General features: G+C 39.0%; 18 protein-coding genes. 7 read left to right on the top strand and 11 right to left on the bottom strand.

Annotated features, from left to right (window positions below):
- Positions 1–166: 166 nt before the first annotated feature.
- Entirely contained in the window at positions 167–511 is a 345-nt protein-coding gene (locus tag QL989_RS09290; protein ID WP_138605835.1) for a PEGA domain-containing protein, read from the top strand.
- Between the two features lie 47 nt (positions 512–558).
- Here the strand turns inward: QL989_RS09290 and QL989_RS09285 are convergent, their stop codons facing one another.
- Positions 559–918, bottom strand: a complete 360-nt coding sequence (locus QL989_RS09285; protein ID WP_138764932.1) for a DUF1294 domain-containing protein — start codon at positions 916–918, stop codon at positions 559–561.
- Positions 919–966: 48 nt separating this feature from the next.
- Between QL989_RS09285 and QL989_RS09280 the strand changes: the two genes are divergently transcribed.
- Complete coding sequence (locus QL989_RS09280; protein ID WP_138605832.1) at positions 967–1,497, top strand: hypothetical protein; 531 nt, start codon at positions 967–969, stop codon at positions 1,495–1,497.
- Positions 1,498–1,556: 59 nt separating this feature from the next.
- On the opposite strand, the gene QL989_RS09275 is transcribed toward QL989_RS09280, so the two are convergent.
- Positions 1,557–2,099 carry a carboxymuconolactone decarboxylase family protein gene (locus QL989_RS09275; protein ID WP_138764933.1) on the bottom strand — a complete coding sequence of 181 codons (543 nt, stop codon included), beginning with the start codon at positions 2,097–2,099 and terminating at the stop codon, positions 1,557–1,559.
- A 112-nt stretch (positions 2,100–2,211) separates the two neighbouring features.
- Here QL989_RS09275 and QL989_RS09270 point away from each other — a divergent pair, with 112 nt between their 5' ends.
- On the top strand, positions 2,212–2,799 hold the full coding sequence (locus tag QL989_RS09270; protein ID WP_138605828.1) for a TetR/AcrR family transcriptional regulator: 588 nt from the start codon (positions 2,212–2,214) through the stop codon (positions 2,797–2,799).
- A 65-nt stretch (positions 2,800–2,864) separates the two neighbouring features.
- Here the strand turns inward: QL989_RS09270 and QL989_RS09265 are convergent, their stop codons facing one another.
- Both QL989_RS09265 and QL989_RS09260 read right to left on the bottom strand, forming a co-directional pair.
- Positions 2,865–4,982, bottom strand: coding sequence for a methyl-accepting chemotaxis protein (locus QL989_RS09265; RefSeq protein WP_290169972.1), 2,118 nt, complete (start codon positions 4,980–4,982; stop codon positions 2,865–2,867).
- Between the two features lie 835 nt (positions 4,983–5,817).
- The gene (locus QL989_RS09260) at positions 5,818–6,246 is read right to left on the bottom strand and encodes an organic hydroperoxide resistance protein (protein ID WP_290169971.1); all 429 of its coding nucleotides are present in this window, start codon (positions 6,244–6,246) and stop codon (positions 5,818–5,820) included.
- Positions 6,247–6,376: 130 nt separating this feature from the next.
- Between QL989_RS09260 and QL989_RS09255 the strand changes: the two genes are divergently transcribed.
- From QL989_RS09255 to QL989_RS09240, 4 genes are all read left to right on the top strand, one after another.
- Positions 6,377–6,865, top strand: coding sequence for a MarR family transcriptional regulator (locus QL989_RS09255; protein WP_008468659.1), 489 nt, complete (start codon positions 6,377–6,379; stop codon positions 6,863–6,865).
- A gap of 349 nt (positions 6,866–7,214) precedes the next feature.
- Complete coding sequence (gene astB, locus QL989_RS09250) at positions 7,215–8,561, top strand: N-succinylarginine dihydrolase (protein WP_290169969.1); 1,347 nt, start codon at positions 7,215–7,217, stop codon at positions 8,559–8,561.
- A 239-nt stretch (positions 8,562–8,800) separates the two neighbouring features.
- Positions 8,801–9,481 carry an SDR family oxidoreductase gene (locus QL989_RS09245; RefSeq protein WP_198522830.1) on the top strand — a complete coding sequence of 227 codons (681 nt, stop codon included), beginning with the start codon at positions 8,801–8,803 and terminating at the stop codon, positions 9,479–9,481.
- Positions 9,482–9,664: 183 nt separating this feature from the next.
- Positions 9,665–11,752: a bifunctional diguanylate cyclase/phosphodiesterase gene (locus tag QL989_RS09240; protein WP_290169963.1), complete on the top strand. Its 2,088-nt coding sequence runs from the start codon at positions 9,665–9,667 to the stop codon at positions 11,750–11,752.
- Between the two features lie 37 nt (positions 11,753–11,789).
- On the opposite strand, the gene QL989_RS09235 is transcribed toward QL989_RS09240, so the two are convergent.
- The 7 genes from QL989_RS09235 to QL989_RS09205 form a co-directional block, all read right to left on the bottom strand.
- Positions 11,790–12,587 carry a response regulator gene (locus QL989_RS09235; protein ID WP_198522832.1) on the bottom strand — a complete coding sequence of 266 codons (798 nt, stop codon included), beginning with the start codon at positions 12,585–12,587 and terminating at the stop codon, positions 11,790–11,792.
- Positions 12,588–12,699: 112 nt separating this feature from the next.
- Positions 12,700–15,627 carry a TonB-dependent receptor gene (locus QL989_RS09230; RefSeq protein ID WP_290169959.1) on the bottom strand — a complete coding sequence of 976 codons (2,928 nt, stop codon included), beginning with the start codon at positions 15,625–15,627 and terminating at the stop codon, positions 12,700–12,702.
- A gap of 254 nt (positions 15,628–15,881) precedes the next feature.
- Positions 15,882–16,697: a TlpA disulfide reductase family protein gene (locus QL989_RS09225; RefSeq protein ID WP_290169956.1), complete on the bottom strand. Its 816-nt coding sequence runs from the start codon at positions 16,695–16,697 to the stop codon at positions 15,882–15,884.
- Between the two features lie 154 nt (positions 16,698–16,851).
- Positions 16,852–17,571 carry a Sir2 family NAD-dependent protein deacetylase gene (locus QL989_RS09220; protein WP_290169953.1) on the bottom strand — a complete coding sequence of 240 codons (720 nt, stop codon included), beginning with the start codon at positions 17,569–17,571 and terminating at the stop codon, positions 16,852–16,854.
- Between the two features lie 281 nt (positions 17,572–17,852).
- Positions 17,853–18,098 (bottom strand): YfhL family 4Fe-4S dicluster ferredoxin, encoded by a 246-nt coding sequence (locus QL989_RS09215; protein WP_178956955.1) that lies wholly within the window; start codon positions 18,096–18,098, stop codon positions 17,853–17,855.
- A gap of 14 nt (positions 18,099–18,112) precedes the next feature.
- Positions 18,113–19,501 (bottom strand): tRNA 5-hydroxyuridine modification protein YegQ, encoded by a 1,389-nt coding sequence (gene yegQ / locus QL989_RS09210; protein ID WP_290169948.1) that lies wholly within the window; start codon positions 19,499–19,501, stop codon positions 18,113–18,115.
- Between the two features lie 154 nt (positions 19,502–19,655).
- On the bottom strand, positions 19,656–20,981 hold the full coding sequence (locus tag QL989_RS09205) for a methyl-accepting chemotaxis protein (protein ID WP_290169946.1): 1,326 nt from the start codon (positions 20,979–20,981) through the stop codon (positions 19,656–19,658).
- Positions 20,982–21,047 lie beyond the last annotated feature (66 nt).

Below are 21,047 nucleotides of genomic sequence, written 5' to 3'. Positions count from 1 at the left end.
TTTATTGTTTAAAAATAACACAGCAGTGATTGAATAACGATTGCATAGCTATTAGACTAAAATCAAAATACAGACAACAAAGTCAAGGACGACGAGTGCATTCATATCATCATACACTCCGCCAAGATTTTACATATTTAGACTTTTTATAATTTATGGAGTACCTATGAAAAATTTAAGCTTGCTAGCTGCAGCACTCATACTCACTGGCTGTTCAGCAACATCTAAAACAAACAAAACTGAAGATGTTGTTATTGAGCCAACTCCTCAAATGAGCGAAGAAAATGCACCAATATCACTTACGGTTATCACTAACCCAGCCGACTCTAGAGTTCGTATAATGAATATAGTGCCTGTGTATCAAGATGCTATTGAACTAGATGCAGGTAAATATGATATTGAAGTAAGTAAGGCAGGTTATATTACTTATAGAAAATGGATAACGGTTGATAAAAAAACTATCTTAACCATAGAGCTCGATGAAAAACAATCAAGTCAATCTGCGCAATAGACTGTTTAATGCAGTAAAATGCCTTTTTAAATAAAGGCATTTTAACATTAATAATAAACATACCAAATATAACCGCCCAAGCTTAAATTCACCGCTATACACAACCACAATACCACTATAAATACGCGCTTTTTTGACTTATGCCGTAAAGCTTGCTGCGCGATAAGTGCGCCTGGCCACCCTCCTAATAGAGCACAGAGATGTAAATGTCGCTCAGGTATACGACTTACTTGTTTACGATTCGACTGCACTGCTTTTCGTTTATCCCAGGCATAATATAAAAAAGTAATACCACTGAGTAATGAAATATAGATCGGTATGAACATCTCAATTTTATGATTTAAATAAGCAAGCCATATTGCAGCTATAAACATACTCGAAAATATAATTAAGGTACTTTTTATCAAAAATAATCGCCTATAATGAAAATAATTAAAAAACACTTAGGTTAAATTATGACATATTTAAAGGCCGCGATGCTGCTGTTATCACTATCTATATTTAGTATTCAAGCAAATAATGAAGCAGACTTACTAGCGCCAGAACTTGCGATATTTACGCCTTACTTAGGCACATGGCAAGCGGATTTCAATACCGAAACAGGTCAGCCAAGCATTCAAGATGTCAGTAATTGGCAGCGCGCACTTAATGGTAAAGCCATTCGTACTTCACACTCGATTAATGAGGGTGAGTATGGAGGGGAGTCAATGATTTTCTATGATCGTAAAAAACAGTCACTGGTTTTCTATTACTTCACAACAGCTGGTTTTTATACTAAAGGCGTCATGAAAGTGCTGAGCCCAACGCAATTTGTGGCTTACGAAGATGTTACTGGTAGCAAAGAAGGGATCACTAAAGTTAAATCAACCAGTGAATTTAAAGATCAACAGTTTGTTGTTTCTACCTCTTATTTAAAAAAAGGAGAATGGACTAAACCGGAACAGCGTATTTATACTCGCAGTACAAAAACCGTTAAATTTAAGTAACTTTGGTCTTAAAACTCAAAAGGCAGCCTAGGCTGCCTTTGTTATTTATAAAACCGCTATTATTTTGCGAATTTTTTAAATGGTTCGTCAACGGGTGTATCAGCTAGGTGATTAGTGTAATTGCTCATTACTTTTTGCGATAAACCAACAATTATTTCTAGCAGTTGCTGTTTACCGTAACCTACTGCAAAAAATTTCTCAATTTGCTCATTGCTAATTACGCCGCGATTGCGTGTCATTGCAAGCGTTGTTTCACGAAGTACTTCAAGTTTTGCATCTGCAAGTGGCGTTTCATTAACCAATGCATCAACAATACCTTGATCAACTTTCATTGAAGCGGCAATTGCGCTGTGTGCTGGTACACAGTAATGGCATTCGTGCTCAACATTAATTGACTGCCATACCACTGTTAGCTCTTCTGCGTTAAACGATGTTTTTTGAAATAAGTCGTGCAGTACTTGGTAGCCTTTAAGAAGCGTAGGTGCTTCTGCCATTACTGCATGAAGGTTTGGCACCATACCAAATGCTGCTACTGAATCAGCCATAAGCGATTTTGATTCTTCAGGTGCGTTGTCTTGAGTATATAACGTAAATTCTGCCATGTTCTGCTCCAATAAATTAATGTAATTAACTAACTTCGAAACACATACTATTTGATTTTGAGCGACTGCTCAAGTTAAAATTGAACAGTCGCTCAATTTAATAGAAACTATTATGGCCAATAAAGTTAAATTTGAACGCGAGCAAGTTGTTCGTGCCGCTAGTCAATTATTCTGGGAGAAGGGCTTTCATGCTACATCCACTCGCGATTTACAAGATGCAATTAACATGCGTCCTGGCAGCATTTATGCGGCATTTGGCTCTAAGGAAGGTTTATATTGTGAAGCGATAAAAAACTATGCCAAGCAAATGCAAAGCTTAATAAATGAGCGTTTAGTATCATGCAGCAGTATTCTTGACGCACTTCAAGATTTTGTAGAGTATGTTGTTATCTCCTCAAAAAGTAATACTCCAAGTGCTATCTGCATGTTAGTAAAAGCTAATAATGAGTTCATTGAGAAAGACAGTTATCTTTACCAAATCAGTGTAGAGCTAATGATAGACTTTGAACATTACCTTACTGAACTATTTACACTCGCTATAGCTGATAAAGAGCTAAGCGGAAATATTGCCGCTATAGATTATGCTCGTTTTTTCCAAATACAATTTACTGGCTTACGTAATTATTTTAATCGACCAAACGTAGAGCATTTAGCCAAACCAATGATCGAAAACATGTTTTCACTCATGAAAAGTCTTTAGCCGAAAATAAAAAGGCAGCTAATCTAAATTAGCTGCCTTTTTAATTTAAAAACAAAGTTCGACGTCTAGGTTTTTAATTTATTAAGTTCAGAGTCTTGCTGCGCAACCAGTTTATTCAGCTCTTCACTGCTGTCGCCTGCCTGAGCAGATAAATCTGAAAGCTGTGAGGCGGCATCAGAAATTATTGTCAAGTTGCGATTTATTTCTTCGGTGACTAGGCTTTGTTCTTCTGCAGCCGTTGCAATATGGGTAATTTGATTGGTTATTTCATCTACTTTCACAACCACACTGTGCAGTGCATCAAAAGCCGTTGAGGTTTCATCTACTGCAGTTTCAGCGCGTACTACACCTTTTTCAATAACAGTTGATGCATTACCCACTTCTGAAAGTAAGCTGTCGATTAAACTACTAATGTCATCGGTTGATGAACGCGTTTTAGATGCTAAAGCTCTAACCTCATCAGCAACAACGGCAAAACCACGTCCGTGCTCCCCTGCTCGCGCAGCCTCAATAGCTGCGTTTAGCGCTAGTAAGTTAGTTTGTTCAGAGATAGTTCGGATCACATCAAGTATTTGGGTAATATCATTACTACGCGATGCTACTTTCTCTACCGCCTGATTAGCTTCTTTAATTTCCTCTGACATGGTTTTAACTTGCGTCATAGCTGATGATAAGCTCGATTCGCTACTTACCACTAGGGTATTAATTTCATCTGCTTGTTGCGCCGATTGCTCTGAAGCTTTTGCCACTTCAAGTGCTGTCGCGCTCATTTCGTTCATTGCAGTAACCACACTTTCAATTTCTTTAAACTGTGCTTGCACATTGTGCTTGGTTTCTACCGCAATGTTCGAAGTAACCTCACCTTGGTGTTTGGTTTGATCTGAGACCGCTTTTAGCTCACTGATCAATTCACGAAGTTTTGATAAAAACTTATTAAACCCTCCAGCTAGTGCAATCAATTCAGCGTGAGTATCCACATGCAGAGTTTGAGTTAAATCGCCTTCAGAGCTTGCTAAGTTGTCAACGCGTTCCTGAATTTGCTGCAGTGGCGCTACAACACTACCTACAACGAGCTTCATTACTATAAATGCCAATACCGCAATCACAGTACCGGTGATCAAAATAATCACACCCAGCTCTTTTGCTGCCTCAGACATGCCTGCAGTTAATTGAATTGGCCCCTCAAAAGCAAGTTCCGCGGGTACTTCAATTAGCAGCATCCATTTCACATCAGCAAGCTTAATTTCAATTGGGTAAGACACCATTATTTCTGCGGCTTGCTTGTTAATTCCTTTAGTGCCTTTTAGTGCTTTGTAACTTTCATAACTTTTAGCGCTAACAGCTTCTTTCAGTGGACGGCCTAATTTTTCTTTATAATGACTGGTACCAACAATTAAGCCCAAATGGCTAAGTAACGTTACTTTTGCTTTGCCATTGTAAAGCGCACTTGAAAGCTCTTCTGTTAACTTTTGAAATACAGGTAAGGTAATATCAGCCCCAGTTACACCAACAAACTTGCCTGATTTAATAACGGGTACAACAAGTGAAGTCATCATTTCTGAGTAACCCGGTGTTATCTCATATAAGTAGGGTTCCATAATGCATGGTTTTAACTTGTCTTTAGCACACAAGTACCACTCTGCCTCACGTAAACCAAATTCATTTATTTTATCCGCGTATTTTTCTGCCGCGTCTTCAACGACCTGTTGTTCAACCAAGCCATTACTGTTTTTAGTGAAATAAATTTCTAATGTTCCAGCACCGGCAACAGAGTGATCATAGCCTTGAGTAAATTCGCTATCTTTACCATCAAAGCCGTTTTGTTCAAACTGAGAATATATAGAAGAAATAACATCGTTACTTTCTAATAACGAGCGATTTAAAGAAACAACTGAGTCACGTTCTATTGAGGCTTTGTCGGCATCTTCTAAAATGCTACCAAGCGAAAAGGGTATTCGGTAAGCTTCATTAATAAAGGCAGCGATTTTCTCACCATAGGCGGCTGCATTTGCTGTTAATCGACCATCCACCTCATTTACAATTAAAGTTTCGGCCTCAGCAGATGTATTCGCATTACTCGATGAGAGTTTAGACCACAGTATGCCTGAAAATAGTACCACAGTTAAAAGTATACTTCCGACGCTTATCCACAATAACTTTTTTGCTAACGCTATTTCCCGCATTTATAACTACCTTGCTTTACTTATTTATTTTTTAGTTTAGACCAATTTAAATAACATTTTATTAAATGTTTTAAATTAGCCTGAATAACGTAACCTCATAACCAACTACCATTTAACTTTGCTCATTTCGCCGCTGGGTTATTAGCACAACAACAAGCAAACACCTATCCACAGGCAAGGCTTTAATCCATATAGTTTATACACTAATCATGAGAATACTGTTCCAACCAGTCGGCCAGTTGCATCAGCTATATAATATAAAATGTTACCGTATCACTTTTACAGATTTATCAATTAAGATAGCTATCTAAAGAGGTATTGATTGCCAATGTGGCAAAAAATCAGCAAACTCTCCGATAACAACTAATCTATCGGCCGACTTTCTTGTTACTTTAGGGGTTTTTGTGTATGGGTCAACAAGCTATTCCTGAGCGAGCCATAACACCGCTTATCCACTCATGATAGCAATGGTAAACTTCATGACTAGGGTCTGTTGACCTTTCAGGGTTAAATTTTCAGTCATTTGGGTATTAGCAGAATGTTAAGCATTGAGTCGCATTCAATAGCAGCCTTTTCCTGCAACACTTTCACTACAGTTATTAAACTTCTATGCCTTGAGCCAAATTACAATAAGTGTGGATGTGTTTTAGCACCGCTGGTAACGCCGTTATTTTACTAAATTCAATTTTAAGTGAATCGAGTACAGCACTCACTGTTGTAAAGTGGAATTATCTATTTTTTCAATTCATGCTGAGTTTTAGAGGTATAGTAGCAAATAAAAAAACACGCGATGATCACTCATGGCGTGTTTTTATAAACCATATAAAGGGATAGATTAAATAACTGAAAGTTCTACCTCAATATTGCCGCGTGTTGCATTTGAATATGGACATACTTGATGCGCTTTATTTACCAGCTCTTGGGCGGCTGTTTTATCCATACCACCTAATGACACGGCCAGTTTTACCGCAATGCCAAAACCGCCATCAATGGCACCAATAGATACCTCTGAGTTAATGTATGTATCGCTTGGTAATGCGATTTTTTCGCTACCGGCTACAAATTTAAGCGCGCCAATAAAACACGCTGCATAACCTGCTGCAAATAATTGCTCTGGATTAGTGCCCTGCCCATCGTCACCACCTAACCCTTTAGGCGTTGATAAGTTAACATCTAAACGACCGTCATCTGATTTAGCAACGCCTTCACGTCCGCCTGTTGCCGTTGCTTTTGCTGTATAAGCTACATTTTGTAATACATTCATAGGGAACTCCTAAGATTTAAAATTTTCAAATTAATTACTTTGCACGCAAAATAATAAGGCAATTAAATTCTGATTGCAATTACTTTGCATGCAAATTAAAATAAGCTATCTTGAAATGAAGGGTAATGCGATGTCGTTTGAACAGTTAAAATTAAAAAATCAGTTATGCCATCGTTTATATATGGCGTCTAACAGCATAGCCCGTGCCTATCGGGAGCCTCTAGCAGAGCTTAACCTTACCTATCCTCAGTATGTTGTTATGATGGCGCTGTGGGAACAAGATGAAGTAACCATCGCTGAGTTAATAGATAAAACCGCAATTGATGGTGGCGCGCTTACTCAAATATTAAAAAAGATGACCAGCAAGTCATTGCTTAACGTTATAAAGGACGAACACGATAAGCGTAAGCGTTTGGTGCAATTGACTCACACCGGCCAATCTTTAAAACTTAAAGCTGCTGATATTCCAAAAACAATTTTCTGTAAATTTGACAGTATCGACACTAACCAAGCACAGCAATTAATGCAGTTACTCGATTTAATCGTTAGCGACTTAAGCACCCAGACTGAAGATGAAAGTGTCGATGCTAAAGACAGTCCCAAGTTAGTGCAAACCTAGCGTAAATTTATCCAATGTGGTGCTTAAGCTTTTTTATAGTTTAGTTATAAAAAATTAACTTATTGATTATTATTCATAAAATATTCAATTAACAGTTGGCATACTTCTTCCTACTCCCTTAATGACGTTAGCAACACCAAGGAAAAACTTATGTCTAATTTATACAACACTCTTTATTTTTTATGGCGCTTAGATATCACAGTGTGGCAAGTAAATGAGCCTACAAATACGCATACCACCAGTGAAAAAGAACGAATGTACTCTCGTTGAACTATTTTTAAACAGACTTTGCAAGCTACCCCATAGCGTTGTATTGTAAAAGACTATTTAATTGGCTAGTGGAACGTATATGCATGCTTTAGAAGTTAATTTTGACGGCTTAGTCGGCCCTACTCACAACTACGCAGGTTTGTCGTATGGTAATGTTGCTTCGTTAAATAACGCGGCGAGTTTTTCAAATCCGCAAGAAGCTGTATTGCAGGGCCTGGCTAAAATGAAAGCCATGCACGATAAAGGCTTAACCCAAGGGGTGTTTGCTCCTCATGCTCGCCCTGATTTAAATGTATTACGCCGTTTAGGATTTACTGGCAACGAGGCACAAGTCATTAATAAAGCTTTTAAAGCCGACCCTATTTTGTTACGCGCCTGTTACTCAGCCTCTGCCATGTGGACAGCTAATGCTGCTACAGTATCTCCCTCCCCTGATACCAACGATGGCAAAGTACACTTTACTGCGGCAAATCTTAATAATAAATTTCATCGTTCATTAGAGCCAAATACGACGACACGTTTGCTTAAAGCAATGTTTAGTAACGAACAATACTTTGCACATCATACACACTTACCTGAGCAAGGTTTTTTTGGTGATGAAGGTGCAGCAAACCATACTCGTTTATGCGACAGTCACGGTGAAACAGGTTTAGAGTTATTTGTATTTGGTGCAAGTGCCTTTAACAGTCAACTTGTTAAGCCAGCTAAATTCCCAGCAAGGCAAACATTGGAGGCGTCTGAGGCTATTTGTCGATTGCATAATATAAAAGATACCAGTCAAATATTATTGCAACAAAACCCTGATGTGATTGACCAAGGGGTGTTCCATAATGATGTAATTGCTGTAGGTAACGCCAATGTTTTACTTTGCCACCAGCAGGCGTTTTTAAATCAAACGCAAGCACTAGACGATATCCGCGAAGCCTACGTAGGTAACAAACAGCTGCATATTATTGAAGTGCCAACCAGTAAAGTGAGTATTCAAGATGCTGTTAGTAGTTATTTATTTAATAGCCAACTGGTTAGCATGAATGACGATGCAATGCTGCTCGTTGCCCCACAAGAATGCCAGCGCAACCCTGCTGTAAAAGCGTATATTGAAGAGCTAATTGTTGCCGATAATCCCATAAATCAAGTGCAGTTTTTTGATTTGCGCCAAAGTATGCAAAATGGTGGTGGGCCCGCTTGTTTACGTTTACGCGTGGCGCTTAATAGCCATGAATTAGCAGCAGTAAACCCTGATGTTATTTTAAATGACGAAAAATATACCCAATTATGTGACTGGGCTACTCGCCATTACCGCGATAAACTCGGCGCTAACGACTTTGCCGATCCAGCTTTACTAACCGAAAGTTATCAAGCGCTTGATGAGTTAACCCAGTTGCTTAGTTTAGGATCAGTATACCCATTTCAACTAGAAGCTTAATTGCTTTGCTACTTTAAGGGCTTGATAATACGTTCAAGCTCTTAACGCTAATCTCTTTAAATTCAATTGAGGTTAAGTTTTTAACCTTATACTTGCACCTATACTCAATTATTCAAATACATATAACTCTATTTGCTAGATCCTGACAGTGCGTTTAAGCGATATCCAATCCTAAAAACACTTATTTAAATGAATCTTTACAATCAAGCTTGGCAGAATTCCATAAAAGGAGACAAACCATGACAACACATAAAGTCATTTTAATTACCGGCGCATCAAGCGGCATTGGCGAGGCGACCGCTAAAACATTAGTTAATAATGGCCACAAAGTGATATTAACTGCGCGCAGTGAAGATAAACTTAATAAACTAGTTGACGAGTTAGGCCATGAAAACGCATTTAGCGTTTCAGCCGATGCCACTGAATTTAATGAACTTGAAAATGTGGTGAGTAAAGGCGTTGAAAAATTTGGCCGATTAGACGCGGCATTTGCTAACGCAGGCATGGGTGTTTCATCAGCTGGCACAGAAAACGGCGACCCTGAACAGTGGTCAGCCATGGTTGACCTTAACATTAAAGCGTTGTTGTGGACCGCAAAACTCACTTTGCCTCATTTACGTGAAAACCAGGGGCATTTTATTTTAACAAGCTCTGCAGCAGGAAGAAGACCCATTGATGGCTCTATATATGGTGCCACTAAATGGTTTGCTCATGGCTTTGGTCAAAACCTCGCAGAGGAAATGAAACCATGGCATGGTCGCTGTACCACTATTGCCCCAGGCATGGTAAATACGCCTTTTTTTGATGAAGCAAAACCCGATAAGCTCGACCCACAAGATGTGGCCGATGCGGTATTATTTGCTATTGAAGCTAATCAGCGTAATAGCGTACGCGAAATCTATTTAATGCCCACCAACTAACAAGTTAATCCAAAAGGCCAATACTTATTGGCCTTTTCTCTAAAAGTGCTTAATTTTGCTTTTTTAGAATCGCTGTCAACTAAATCGATGAAAAGTCACGCATTGAAACCTCCCTTACCATGCTAAATCTCAACTTTATGTCTATTATATAAGTAAAGTAATTCAATAACTGGAACCCATTTAATGGCTCCCCATAAAGCTAATAATATGTCTGCCCATCAATATGTTACTAATGATCCGTTGCACCAACTATTCGATGCAGTCGATTCTGTATCAGTACAAGGTTATGATGAGCAACGACGTGTAATTTATTGGAATAAAGGCAGTGAATTGCTTTATGGGTATTCACACCAAGAAGCCATTGGCAAAAAACTCGAAGATTTAATTATACCCGCACCAATGCGAGAGCCCGTTATTGAAGCGCATTGTAATTGGATTAAGCATGATATTGAAATTCCCGCCTCAGAACTAACCCTTAAACATAAAGAGGGGAATGATGTAGCTGTATTTTCAAGCCATGTTATGTTTACTAATCAATATAATACCAAACAAATGTATTGTATCGATATTGACCTTTCAGAAGTCCACAAGGCACAAGCAGAAGCCACATTTAATGCCAATATGTTGAAGACTATCTTTGAAGCCATTCCCGACTTATTTTTTGTACTAGAACAAAATGGCACTATTACAGACTATCACGCAGGCAATAACAACGATCTTTATATTCCACCCCAGCAGTTTATTGGTAAAAAAATGATTGATGTACTGCCCAAAAAGGTAGCGAAAAAGTTTCAGATTCATATTGAAAAAACAATAGCACAAGACAATATTGTTAGATTTGAATACGAATTAAGCATGCCTGAAGGCGTAATTTATTATGAGGCAAGGTTGCGCTTACTGCCCAGAAAAAATCAAATCATGGTGATTATCCGTGATATTAGCGAACCACACCGCTCAGCAGAATTGATCCGCCATCAGGCTCACTTTGATAGCTTAACCGATTTGCCTAATCGCTTTTTATCTTTAGACCGCTTGTCACAAATATTAATAGAAGTACAAAAAAATCATGAAAAAGCCGCGGTATTTTTCTTGGACCTTGATGATTTTAAAAAGGTAAATGACTCTTTGGGTCACGAAATCGGAGATAAATTATTAATCGAAGCCGCACATAGATTACAGCAAACGCTGAAACAAAATGACACTGTTGGTCGATTAGGCGGCGATGAATTTATTGTTTTAATATCTAGTTTAAACGATGAAAACGACGCTTTAGCGATTGCTGAGCGATTGCTTCAAGCATTTAGAAAGCCCTTTAAATTGGCAGGCAGAGACTTAATATTAACATTAAGTATTGGTATTGCTATTTCCCCTAAAGATGGCACATGTTCTTCGGTATTGTTACGTAATGCCGACACCGCTATGTACCAAGCAAAAGCGATGGGCCGCAATACCTCCTCTTTTTTCACCCCGCAAATGAATGTTGCAATGCGCCGGCGCTTTGAAATAGAAGAGCAAATGCATGGAGCACTGGAGCGAAACGAATTTGAGCTTTATTACCAACCGCAAATAGATGTAAAAACAAACACCATCGTTGGCGCTGAAGCTTTGCTACGTTGGCATAATATTGTGTTAGGGGAAATTACCCCTGATGAGTTTATTCCCATTGCAGAGCAAACAGGCTTGATTGCGCCTATTGGTGTATTTGTACTGCAACAAGCCCTACGCTTTTTAAATGAATGGCAATCAATTAATAAGCAAAACTATACCATGGCGATTAATTTATCACCGCGGCAATTTAGAGACCCAGAATTAGTAAATATAATTAAGCGTACTCTGCATAAAAACAGTATTAGCAATGCATGCTTAGAGCTGGAAATTACTGAAGGGGTACTAATGAATAGTCAAACCTCAATTCGTGACGCCTTATTACAAATTGATGAACTGGGCATAAAACTGTCAATGGACGACTTTGGCACAGGGTATTCATCATTAAGTTACTTAAGAGAGTACCCCTTTGATGTGCTAAAAATTGACCGAAGCTTTATCACTGGGATAACAGATAATAAAGCAGACTGTAATTTGGTAAAAGCAGCCATAGCTATGTCACACAGCCTAGAAATAAAGGTTGTTGCGGAGGGGGTAGAAACCAAAGAACAGCTAGATTTACTTAACGAGCTAAACTGCGATATTGCTCAGGGATTTTATTTAAGTAAGCCCTTGCCCGGCGCCAAGCTGCTCAATTTTTCATCGCGTTACTGCAAAGCGACTTAAAAGCACTTTAGTTAAAAAGTGCTTTTACAGCTGCGAGTTAGCTCATAATTTTAAAAAGTAGATCGCGTACAGTTGCAGGTTCAAATGGTTTGTCACAAATGGCATCCACACCGGCTTGAGCAATATTAGCCAAATGAGTATCGTTGGCCTCTGAGCTCACCATCAGAACTGGAATATGTGAGTACGTATTCGACTTTCGAACGGTTTCAGTTAATTCTTTACCATCCATTTCTGGCATATTGTAATCTGTAACAATTAAATCAAAAGATTGATTATTAAGCATTTCAATCGCTTGTTTACCGTCTTCTGCCTCTACAGGTTCAGGAATACCCATTCCCGCTAATACACGTATTATATGTTTTCGCGCAAAACGACTGTCATCAACCACCAATACGCGAAGTAAAGTGACATCAAAGTGCTCTAGCTCCACCTCTTGCTCGCTAATAATATCCAGAGTCGCTTTAAGCGCACGAGTAATTTCGTCGGCATTAAACGGTTTAGGTAAAATAGCTAATACGCCCGATTGCCTAAGTTGCTCTAAATGGCGCTTATTACGCTCGCTCGACACTAGCATAAACGCCTGCTGCTCAGTGTTGCTGTTACTGCGTATAGCCTGTAATAAAGAGTCTGCAGTACCGTCACTAAAATACATACTACTGATCACTAAATCAGGGGAGTAGCTTGATAAAGCAGCCAGCGCATTTTCTTGAGTGCTGGCCGTTTCAATTTGTGTCACCCCACACTGGGCCAGTGATTTTTTTATTAGCTTTTGCTGCACTTCAGAAGGCTCAACTAATAAAATAGATAAGTTAGCTATTGCCGTTAAATCACTCATTTCAATCCTGTTAATATTAATTAAATAATTTTTATAATGCTCATTATAAAGTAATAACTTACAAGAAAAAGCTAAAACCGCAACAACAGGGCATGTTTACCCTAATCTACTCTTAAAAACGGTAGTTTATGCCCGCATAATAACGTCTTCCCGAATAGCTTGAGTTTAATAACCGAGACTCTGTATCGTTACCTAGGCGCTTTACCGACTCAGATTTAGTTAAATTAATCACAGCGGCTGTTAGGCTCAAGTCTTCTAATAAAGTAATTGATGCATTTACATCAACTTGCTCGTATGGGTCTTGATACACGTTTAAACCACTATTTAAACCCAACACGGTTTCTCCGCGTTTGTTATAAGAAGCACGAATATTAAAGGCATCACCCTCATAATATATCGAAGTATTGTACTGGTAGTTAGCACTGCCAATTAACGGCGATTTACCAAACTCTTTACCATCTACTTCTACATCGGCCTTATTGGTTTTATTAAAAGTGTAGTTTGCGTAAAAACCAAAACCACTATCAAAGGCATGCTGTATAAATACTTCAGCCCCTTTAGATATAGCATCGGTGCCATTGCCCACGGTGCTATATGGCGATACAGTAATATTTCCCGAATCAACTATGCCCTCTTTACCAGCAAAATCTTGCTGTACATCAATAACTAAGGGAACAACAAAATTATCAACCGTTTTATGAAACAGTGCTAAACCAACAGCAGAGCCTTCGCTGTAATAATATTCAATAGATAAATCAGCTTGCACCGACTCAAACGGTTTTAAGTTTTTATTACCGCCACTGCCACTAAAACCCGGAATTTCATTAAATTCAGCTCTGTCGTCGGCCCACTCATCTGAGACAAACGTAATGCGTTGTTGCGCACCTAAGTCGGCATAATCAGGGCGAGACATTACTTTTGCAATCGCGCCGCGCACAACAATATCTTCGCTTGCATCCCATGCAATATTAAAGCTAGGTAAAATTTGGGTATCGGTATTCTCTTGAGTAATGAGTTGATAATCTTCAACAAATCTATCGTCTCCGGTTACCGCCTCCCCGCTTTCATCGTCAGTATGATCCAGCAAATATGTGTACAGATCGGTTGATGATGTCATGGTTTTCGTGCGAACAACACGTACCCCTAAATTACCGCGCACGCTATCAAATTCAAAATCACCTTGTAGATAAAATGCCGCTATTTGCTCTTCAATATCATAAATGAAATTATCCTCTTTACGCGTATACGGCACATAATTACTGGTCACAATATCGCGGTATTTATCCCAATCAATGCCGGGCATTTGATTTATATTAAAACCACCCGCAATATTACCTTCGTTGATAAACACACCTTGTGCTAGTGGCATACCGTTATTCCACTGGTAACTATCAAAGCGTGTGATCCCACCCTCACTGGCTTCTGCTGCGGCAATATCAAAATTAGGATCTAAAAAGAAGGTATTACCGGTTTCACGATGAAGCGAAGCTTCTCGATACTTAACCCCAGTTTTAATTGTTCTTAAAATACCCCAATCGGTATAAATATCAAAGTCAGCTTGGTAGTAATCTTCTTCAAGTTCACTACGCACAAAACTTGAATTTGACGAGCCCGGATCGCGCCCACCACCCACACCATTGAGTAAGTTAGCTAACGTATTTGGATCTATATTTAAACTAATATCGTTCTCATTAATTTTCCAACTCGCTGTTTTAGCGGCATTTTCTATGCGGTTTTCATTTTCACCCGCGTTAGAACTTTTATAAGCTGCTTCCCAACTCTCTTTCGGGCCACCTTCAGAACGTGTATTACCCGCCACAAAACGGGCTTTGAAGTAATCACCTTCGTAGGTTAAGTTGAGATCAAAAGTGTCAGAGGTTGACTCTTCACGCACATAGCTGCCTCGCATCCACGGCAATTGCATATCATTTTCTATGCCACTTGCAGCTGCATCAAATTGCATTCCATTAACTATCGTGCCCGACTCATCCAAACTTACATCGGTTAAAAAGTCAGGATTTAAAGACCACTCAGGTATATCAATCACCGACTCAGTTCTATTTTTATCAAGTGAAAATCCAAAATAGTTAAAACCAATTTCTACTCGGCTAGTTGGGCGCCACTGCGTGCTAAATTGTATCCCTTCTCGCTCACGTAATTCGTTTACAATTGAACCTCGAACCACTTGAGGAAACCAGACATTGTCATAATTATTGCCTTGAGAATCGCTTACTGAACCCCACTGATTATTATTTTCAATCGGTGCGCCATTGGCATCTATCGGGTTATCACCGGCAAAACGCCACACATTTGCATCGGTGCCACCCGAAAGAGTGCGGTTAGTACGTTTTTGTGAGGTGTAACCAAACAACACACCAAAAGTATCAGCCTCGTTTTTCCAAGAATAAAGTGCGGTTACTTGCGGCTCATATTCTTCAGTCACATCGGCATAAGTGCTTTCAATATTAATCACCCCTGAGTTTGCATCCATACCTAGCGGTTTACGACTATGCATTAATACCGTGCCGCCCACACCACCTTCATCTAAACGTGCTTCTGGCGATTTATACACTTCCACGCTTTCAATCATGGCTGAAGGGAGTAATGCATAATCAAACGAACGAGATGGCTCGCCAGGTGATGACGCAATAAAATTACCATTTAACTGAGAAAAGGTGAGTTCAGATGATAACCCCCTAATACTAACTGATGAGCCCTCGCCTCCGTCACGGTCAATAACCACTCCGGGTACACGTTGTAATGAGTCGGCGACGTTCTTATCAGGAAACTTACCAATGTCTTCAGCTGTAATCGCATCAACCACAGAGCTAGACAAACGTTTTATATCTAAATTAGCCGCCATACTGGAACGAATACCACGCACCTCTATTACTTCCATATCTTTACTTTTTAATGCTTTATCTTCAGCTTCATCCGCATATGCGTGATTAAACACAGATAAAATAGAGATACAGAGCGTTGATTTAACAAAACGTGGAAGTGAGTGAGCAGAGGTTTGAGTTATCCGATGAGCGGTCATAGTTTTAACAGTTCCATTTAAAATACAGTTAATACTTAAAGGTGAGCGTACCAAGGAAAGATGGTACGAAAAAAGTAGCTGTATTCTACACAACCAAACTTAATAGCTTGTTAATGTAAACTTACGAATAAATGAATGCTGTCTCAATAAGTAACCTACTCTAATAAAAGTAGGTAGTTAAGCCGCAAAATGGCTATTTAGCTGCTTATAAAAGGGCATAAAAAGGAATGACACGATTAAACAGCAATACGCCGTTATTTTTTAGCGCTAATCGCCTGAATATAATAGCCTAAACTCGCATGAGAAAGTTCTCCCATATGACTGGTAACTAACTCTCCTTGGCTATTATAAAACAAGGTGGTTGGTAAGCCTGCAGCACCGGATTCGCGACTCACACTACTGCTTTGGTCAAAAAACACATGATTAAGGTCGAGTTGCTGTTCATTAAGGAACGCTTTTACCGTGTGTAAGTCTTCACCTTGATTGACAAACGCCACCGTAATATTTGAGTTATTTTTTTGAGCAGCTTGTAGCACTGGCATTTCTTTTCGACACGGCGGACACCACGACGCCCAAAAATTAATAACCACAGGCTTACCTTTAAAGTTTTGTAAATTAACTTGCTGCCCTTGCATATTATGCACAACCGATTGCGGTAATTGCACACCCGTTTGATAAATAGACAATGCAAAGTTAGGAATAATCATTGAACAAAAACCTACAAACCCAGCAATAGCGTAGTTTTTCATTACCGCTTTTTTACCACGCGCATAAAACGCTAAAACAACTATACCGCTTAGCCAGCCATAATAACCAATAAAGCCACCGTCGCTAATATTAAAAAGCTGCCACCAATTACCTTGATAAGCATCCCACATAGTAAACACAAACGCTAAACGCGAGACTAAAAAGCCCACCACAATTGCTTTAAAAACCGTATCTAAAATTGCTTTTTGTAATGGATGTTGGCGCGTCAATAAATAGGTAAGCCCCCAAAAAATGCCTAACCCTAAAAAAATAATTAACTGAGAAATGGAAATAACTAAAGGCCCAAGAGAAATACTTAACATTGCTACCGACTTCTTATAATGTATTTAAGTACCTAAAATAACGAGTACCAGCGTGAATTAAATACCAACAATAACATAATGTAAGCTGTACTGATTATTAATAACGCATAATAGGCGATGTATGCCAGCAGCAATACATAACCTAGTTACCTAATTAACCTTGTTGCTGTATGTACTCCAATGCAGTCATTTTTTTATAACTTACATTTGAGTGCAGTACATGAGTAGGTTCAGGGTCAACAATTTCAATTGGAATAGCATAATTACGTCCAATATCAAGTGCCATTTGGGTAATGTTTACACTAAAAGAAGTTCCCATAAATACCATTTTATCAGCCGCAAGCATCCGCGATTGTGCTTCACTAATACGATAAAGCTCAGTGTAGTATTCATCAAATAACAACACGTAAGGTTTTAATGATTGATTAAGCATAGGCTGCTGATTTTCAATTTTAAACAACTCCAGTAGTGAAGCATGTAAACTGCTTTCATCTACGTTATCCCAAGGGGTTGTTTGAGGTGTAACATCATCGCTCTGATGATGAAACAGCGTCATTTGATCAAGCCGACCATGAATCGCAATGTAATTTTTATTACCCGCCTTACCATCTAGCCCATCAATATTTTGGGTAATTAAGTTTTTATCACTAAGCCAATGATGCACTTCATTAGGGCCATGATTACGGTAAGTTGCAAAGCGATGATAATACCAAGCTAAAAACTCACTCGGGTTATTTTCATACATTGCGCGAGTGGCCATTTCTATAGGCGTATAATTTTTACTACCAATGGTCCAAAAACCATCTTCACCACGAAAAGTAGGAATACCACTAGCAGCACTCACACCAGCCCCAGTAATGTATAACGTATTCATAAAGCAATCTCTTACATTCAATAAACTTATAATACTTTATAACATTGTAAATTTGAGACTTTTACTCTTTTGCTATTAAATTATTTAGGCTCCGATGATTAGCTGAAAATAATTTAGGATACCAAAAAAGTTCTTTATATTTTTAGTTCCGCTCAAGTGCACTCCAAATCTTTCTTTAATTATTGACATACTGGAAACTATGGTAACAATTAGCAACAACTAATTAGTCGCAATACACTTGGCTTTCTAATAAAAACAGATAGATAATCTTTTTAAAGCAACTAACCCATTAATCTCACATACTTTTCAGCCAGTTCGTCTATACTTTCCCGATGATTAGGGTCGGGCTTTATGCAGTCAATGGGGCATACACTGACGCACGTTGGCTTGTCGTAATGACCCACACATTCGGTGCATTTTTCAGGGTCTATTTGGTAAATTTTAGCGCCCATATAAATTGCTTCATTTGGGCACTCTGGATCACACATATCACAGTTAATGCACTTGCTGTTTATGAGTAAAGCCATGATTAAACTCTCTATTATGAAACAGCTTGTTTGAAAGGATTGCGGGTATCTTGGTTTTCATCCAAATTTCGCATCAGTATGGCGTGCTCTAAGTCGATAGTGTCAGGCAGTGGAATTTTTACGATATGGCCAGAGCCTTTAGCATCAGTAATACTTTCGCCTTTTTTGTTTTCCATGCACTCAAGGGTAAAGCTAATATTGCCTTTTGGCGTCATTAGCTCTAATGAATGACCAACACAAAATTTATTTTTTACATCTATTTCAACCAAACCATTAGCATTACGCCCTAGTACCTCACCTACAAATTGCTGCTTGGTAGAAACTGAATGGCCGTATTCGTAATTTTGATAATCTTGGTGGGCGTGGCGCTTTAAAAATCCTTCGGTGTAACCACGGTGCGCTAGGTTCTCAAGAGTTTTGAATAAATCAGCATCGAATGGTTTACCTGCGACGGCATCGTCAATCGCTTTACGGTAAACCTGAGCAGTACGCGCAACATAATAAAATGACTTAGTACGCCCTTCTATTTTTAAGCTATGCACCCCCATTTTTGTTAGCTGCTCTACGTATTGCACGGCGCGTAAGTCTTTTGAGTTCATGATATAAGTACCATGCTCGTCTTCAAATGCGGGCATGTATTCGCCTGGGCGGCCTTGCTCTTCAAGCATAAATACATCGTTACTTGGCGCGCCTTCACCTAACGTAGGTATAACCGTTTTAGGATCGATTTTATGTACCATTTCACCGGTTTCGTTCTCAGTGCCAGGTTTAACATCGTATTCCCAACGACACGCATTAGTGCATGTGCCTTGGTTAGGATCGCGTTTATTAATATAGCCTGAGAGTAAACAGCGCCCTGAATAGGCCATACACAGAGCACCATGAACAAATACTTCTAGCTCTGTTTCTGGGCATAAAGAGCGAATTTCACTTATTTCTTCAAGCGATAACTCGCGAGATAAAATTACCCGCTCAATACCCTGTTTTGCCCAAAACAATACACTGGCATAGTTTACTGCATTAGCTTGTACTGAAAGGTGAATGGGCATATCAGGCCATTTTTCACGCACTAACATAATTAAGCCAGGATCGGACATGATCAATGCATCCGGCTTCATAGTAATTACTGGCTCTATATCACGTAAATACGATTTTACTTTCGCATTGTGTGGGGCAATATTAGACACTACATAAAACTTTTTATTTAGCGCATGAGCTTCGTTAATACCTATTTGTAAAGTATCTAAATCAAATTCATTATTGCGAACCCTTAAACTGTAACGAGGTTGGCCGGCATAAACAGCGTCTGCCCCATAGGCAAAGGCATAACGCATGTTTTTTAAGCTACCTGCTGGGCAAAGTAGTTCAGGAATAAACGGGGTTGAAGAAGTAACTGCTGACATGTGCGCTCCATACATCGAACCGAGTTCAAGTCGGTTGCATGAATAGTTAAGGGAAATAAAGCGCGCAAGTATAATGAGTGGTCAAAAGAGAAACTTTGATCAAGATCATCAAAATTTCTCTTCTGTGTTAAAAATGAAGAGCAGCAAATTTAAGTTATTTTTTACTACTTAATTGATTAGAAAATTGGCTAACGGCATCAACAACTTGTTGTGCGCCTTTTTTAATGTCACTCATTACAACACCAGATTCTTTGGAGAGTTCGAGTCCTTGTTGCGCTTTATTTCTACCTTGCTCTATAACAGCAACAGTGGCTTGAGTTAAGTTTTGATTTTGCTGTACAACATCCACAATTTCTTCGGTAGCTTTACTGGTTCTTGAGGCAAGCAAACGGACTTCATCAGCGACTACAGCGAAACCGCGACCCTGCTCACCAGCTCTTGCAGCCTCAATAGCTGCATTAAGTGCTAGTAAGTTGGTTTGGTCAGCAATACTGCTAATGCTTTGCACTATGCTCGCTATCAGTTGCGATTGTTTATCTAACGCTGAAATTTCTTGAGCTGTTTGCTCCATTTGCACCGACAGCTCGTTCATAACCTGTGCGGTTTTTTGTACCACTTCTGCGCCCTTATCCGCGTTATTATCAGTTTCAATTGAAGTGCCATGCGCAATATTCGCCGCTTGTTCTGTGGCCAGTTCTTTTTCTACTTGGTCTGTGATCACAGTAGCAAATTTAACTACTTTATAAAGCTCATTTGCTTCATTAAAAATCGGATTATACGACGCTTCTAACCATACTTCATTACCATGCTTATCAATACGTTTAAATCTGCCGGCAATGAACTCGCCATTTCGCAGGCGCTGCCAGAAGACTTGATACTCTTTACTACTCGCTTCTTGCTCATCACAGAACATACCATGGTGCTTACCTAAAACTTCTTGCTTTGAATAACTCATACTTTTTAAGAAGTTGTCATTAACACGCAGAACCATACCCTGAGTATCGAACTCAATAACCGCTGTTGAACGATGCAATGCTTTGATTAAATCTTCGTTTTCTCTCGAGCTTTCAATTATTTGTGTAAGCACAGTGCAATGCAGGGTTAAATACTCAAGCTGACCTTGCTCATTTTTTATCGGGTGTAAAATACAGCGTAACCAATCTCGTTGTCCGTTTTGGTGGGATACTTGAATAGCGCCAGCAAAATGTTCGGCTTTACTTAACGCTTTTTTAAAGGCATGAAAATCAGCGTTATTTCTAGCGTTTTCTGGAATAAAATCTAAAATCTTTTTATTGAGTATTTGGCTATTTGAGTAATTAAATTCCCGTTCAAAGTTTTTATTTTGTCTTAATATTGCACCTTGCTTATCAAGCTCCAATACCAACATCTCACTATCTAAACTTTGCTTAACCTGCTCTCCTACAGAAAGCTTACTTTGTAAATCAGCAATTTGATTTTTTAAAGATTGGTTAAAAAACATATATTTACCTTAATTTTTGCATGTACTCGACCTGCATTTGGATCCATATAAAAGTGTATATTTAAC

Source organism: Pseudoalteromonas sp. APC 3224 (genome assembly GCF_030407535.1).
Taxonomy (GTDB): domain Bacteria; phylum Pseudomonadota; class Gammaproteobacteria; order Enterobacterales; family Alteromonadaceae; genus Pseudoalteromonas.
Note: the sequence above shows the minus strand (reverse complement) of the source record. Positions and strands in the feature narration are given on the sequence as shown.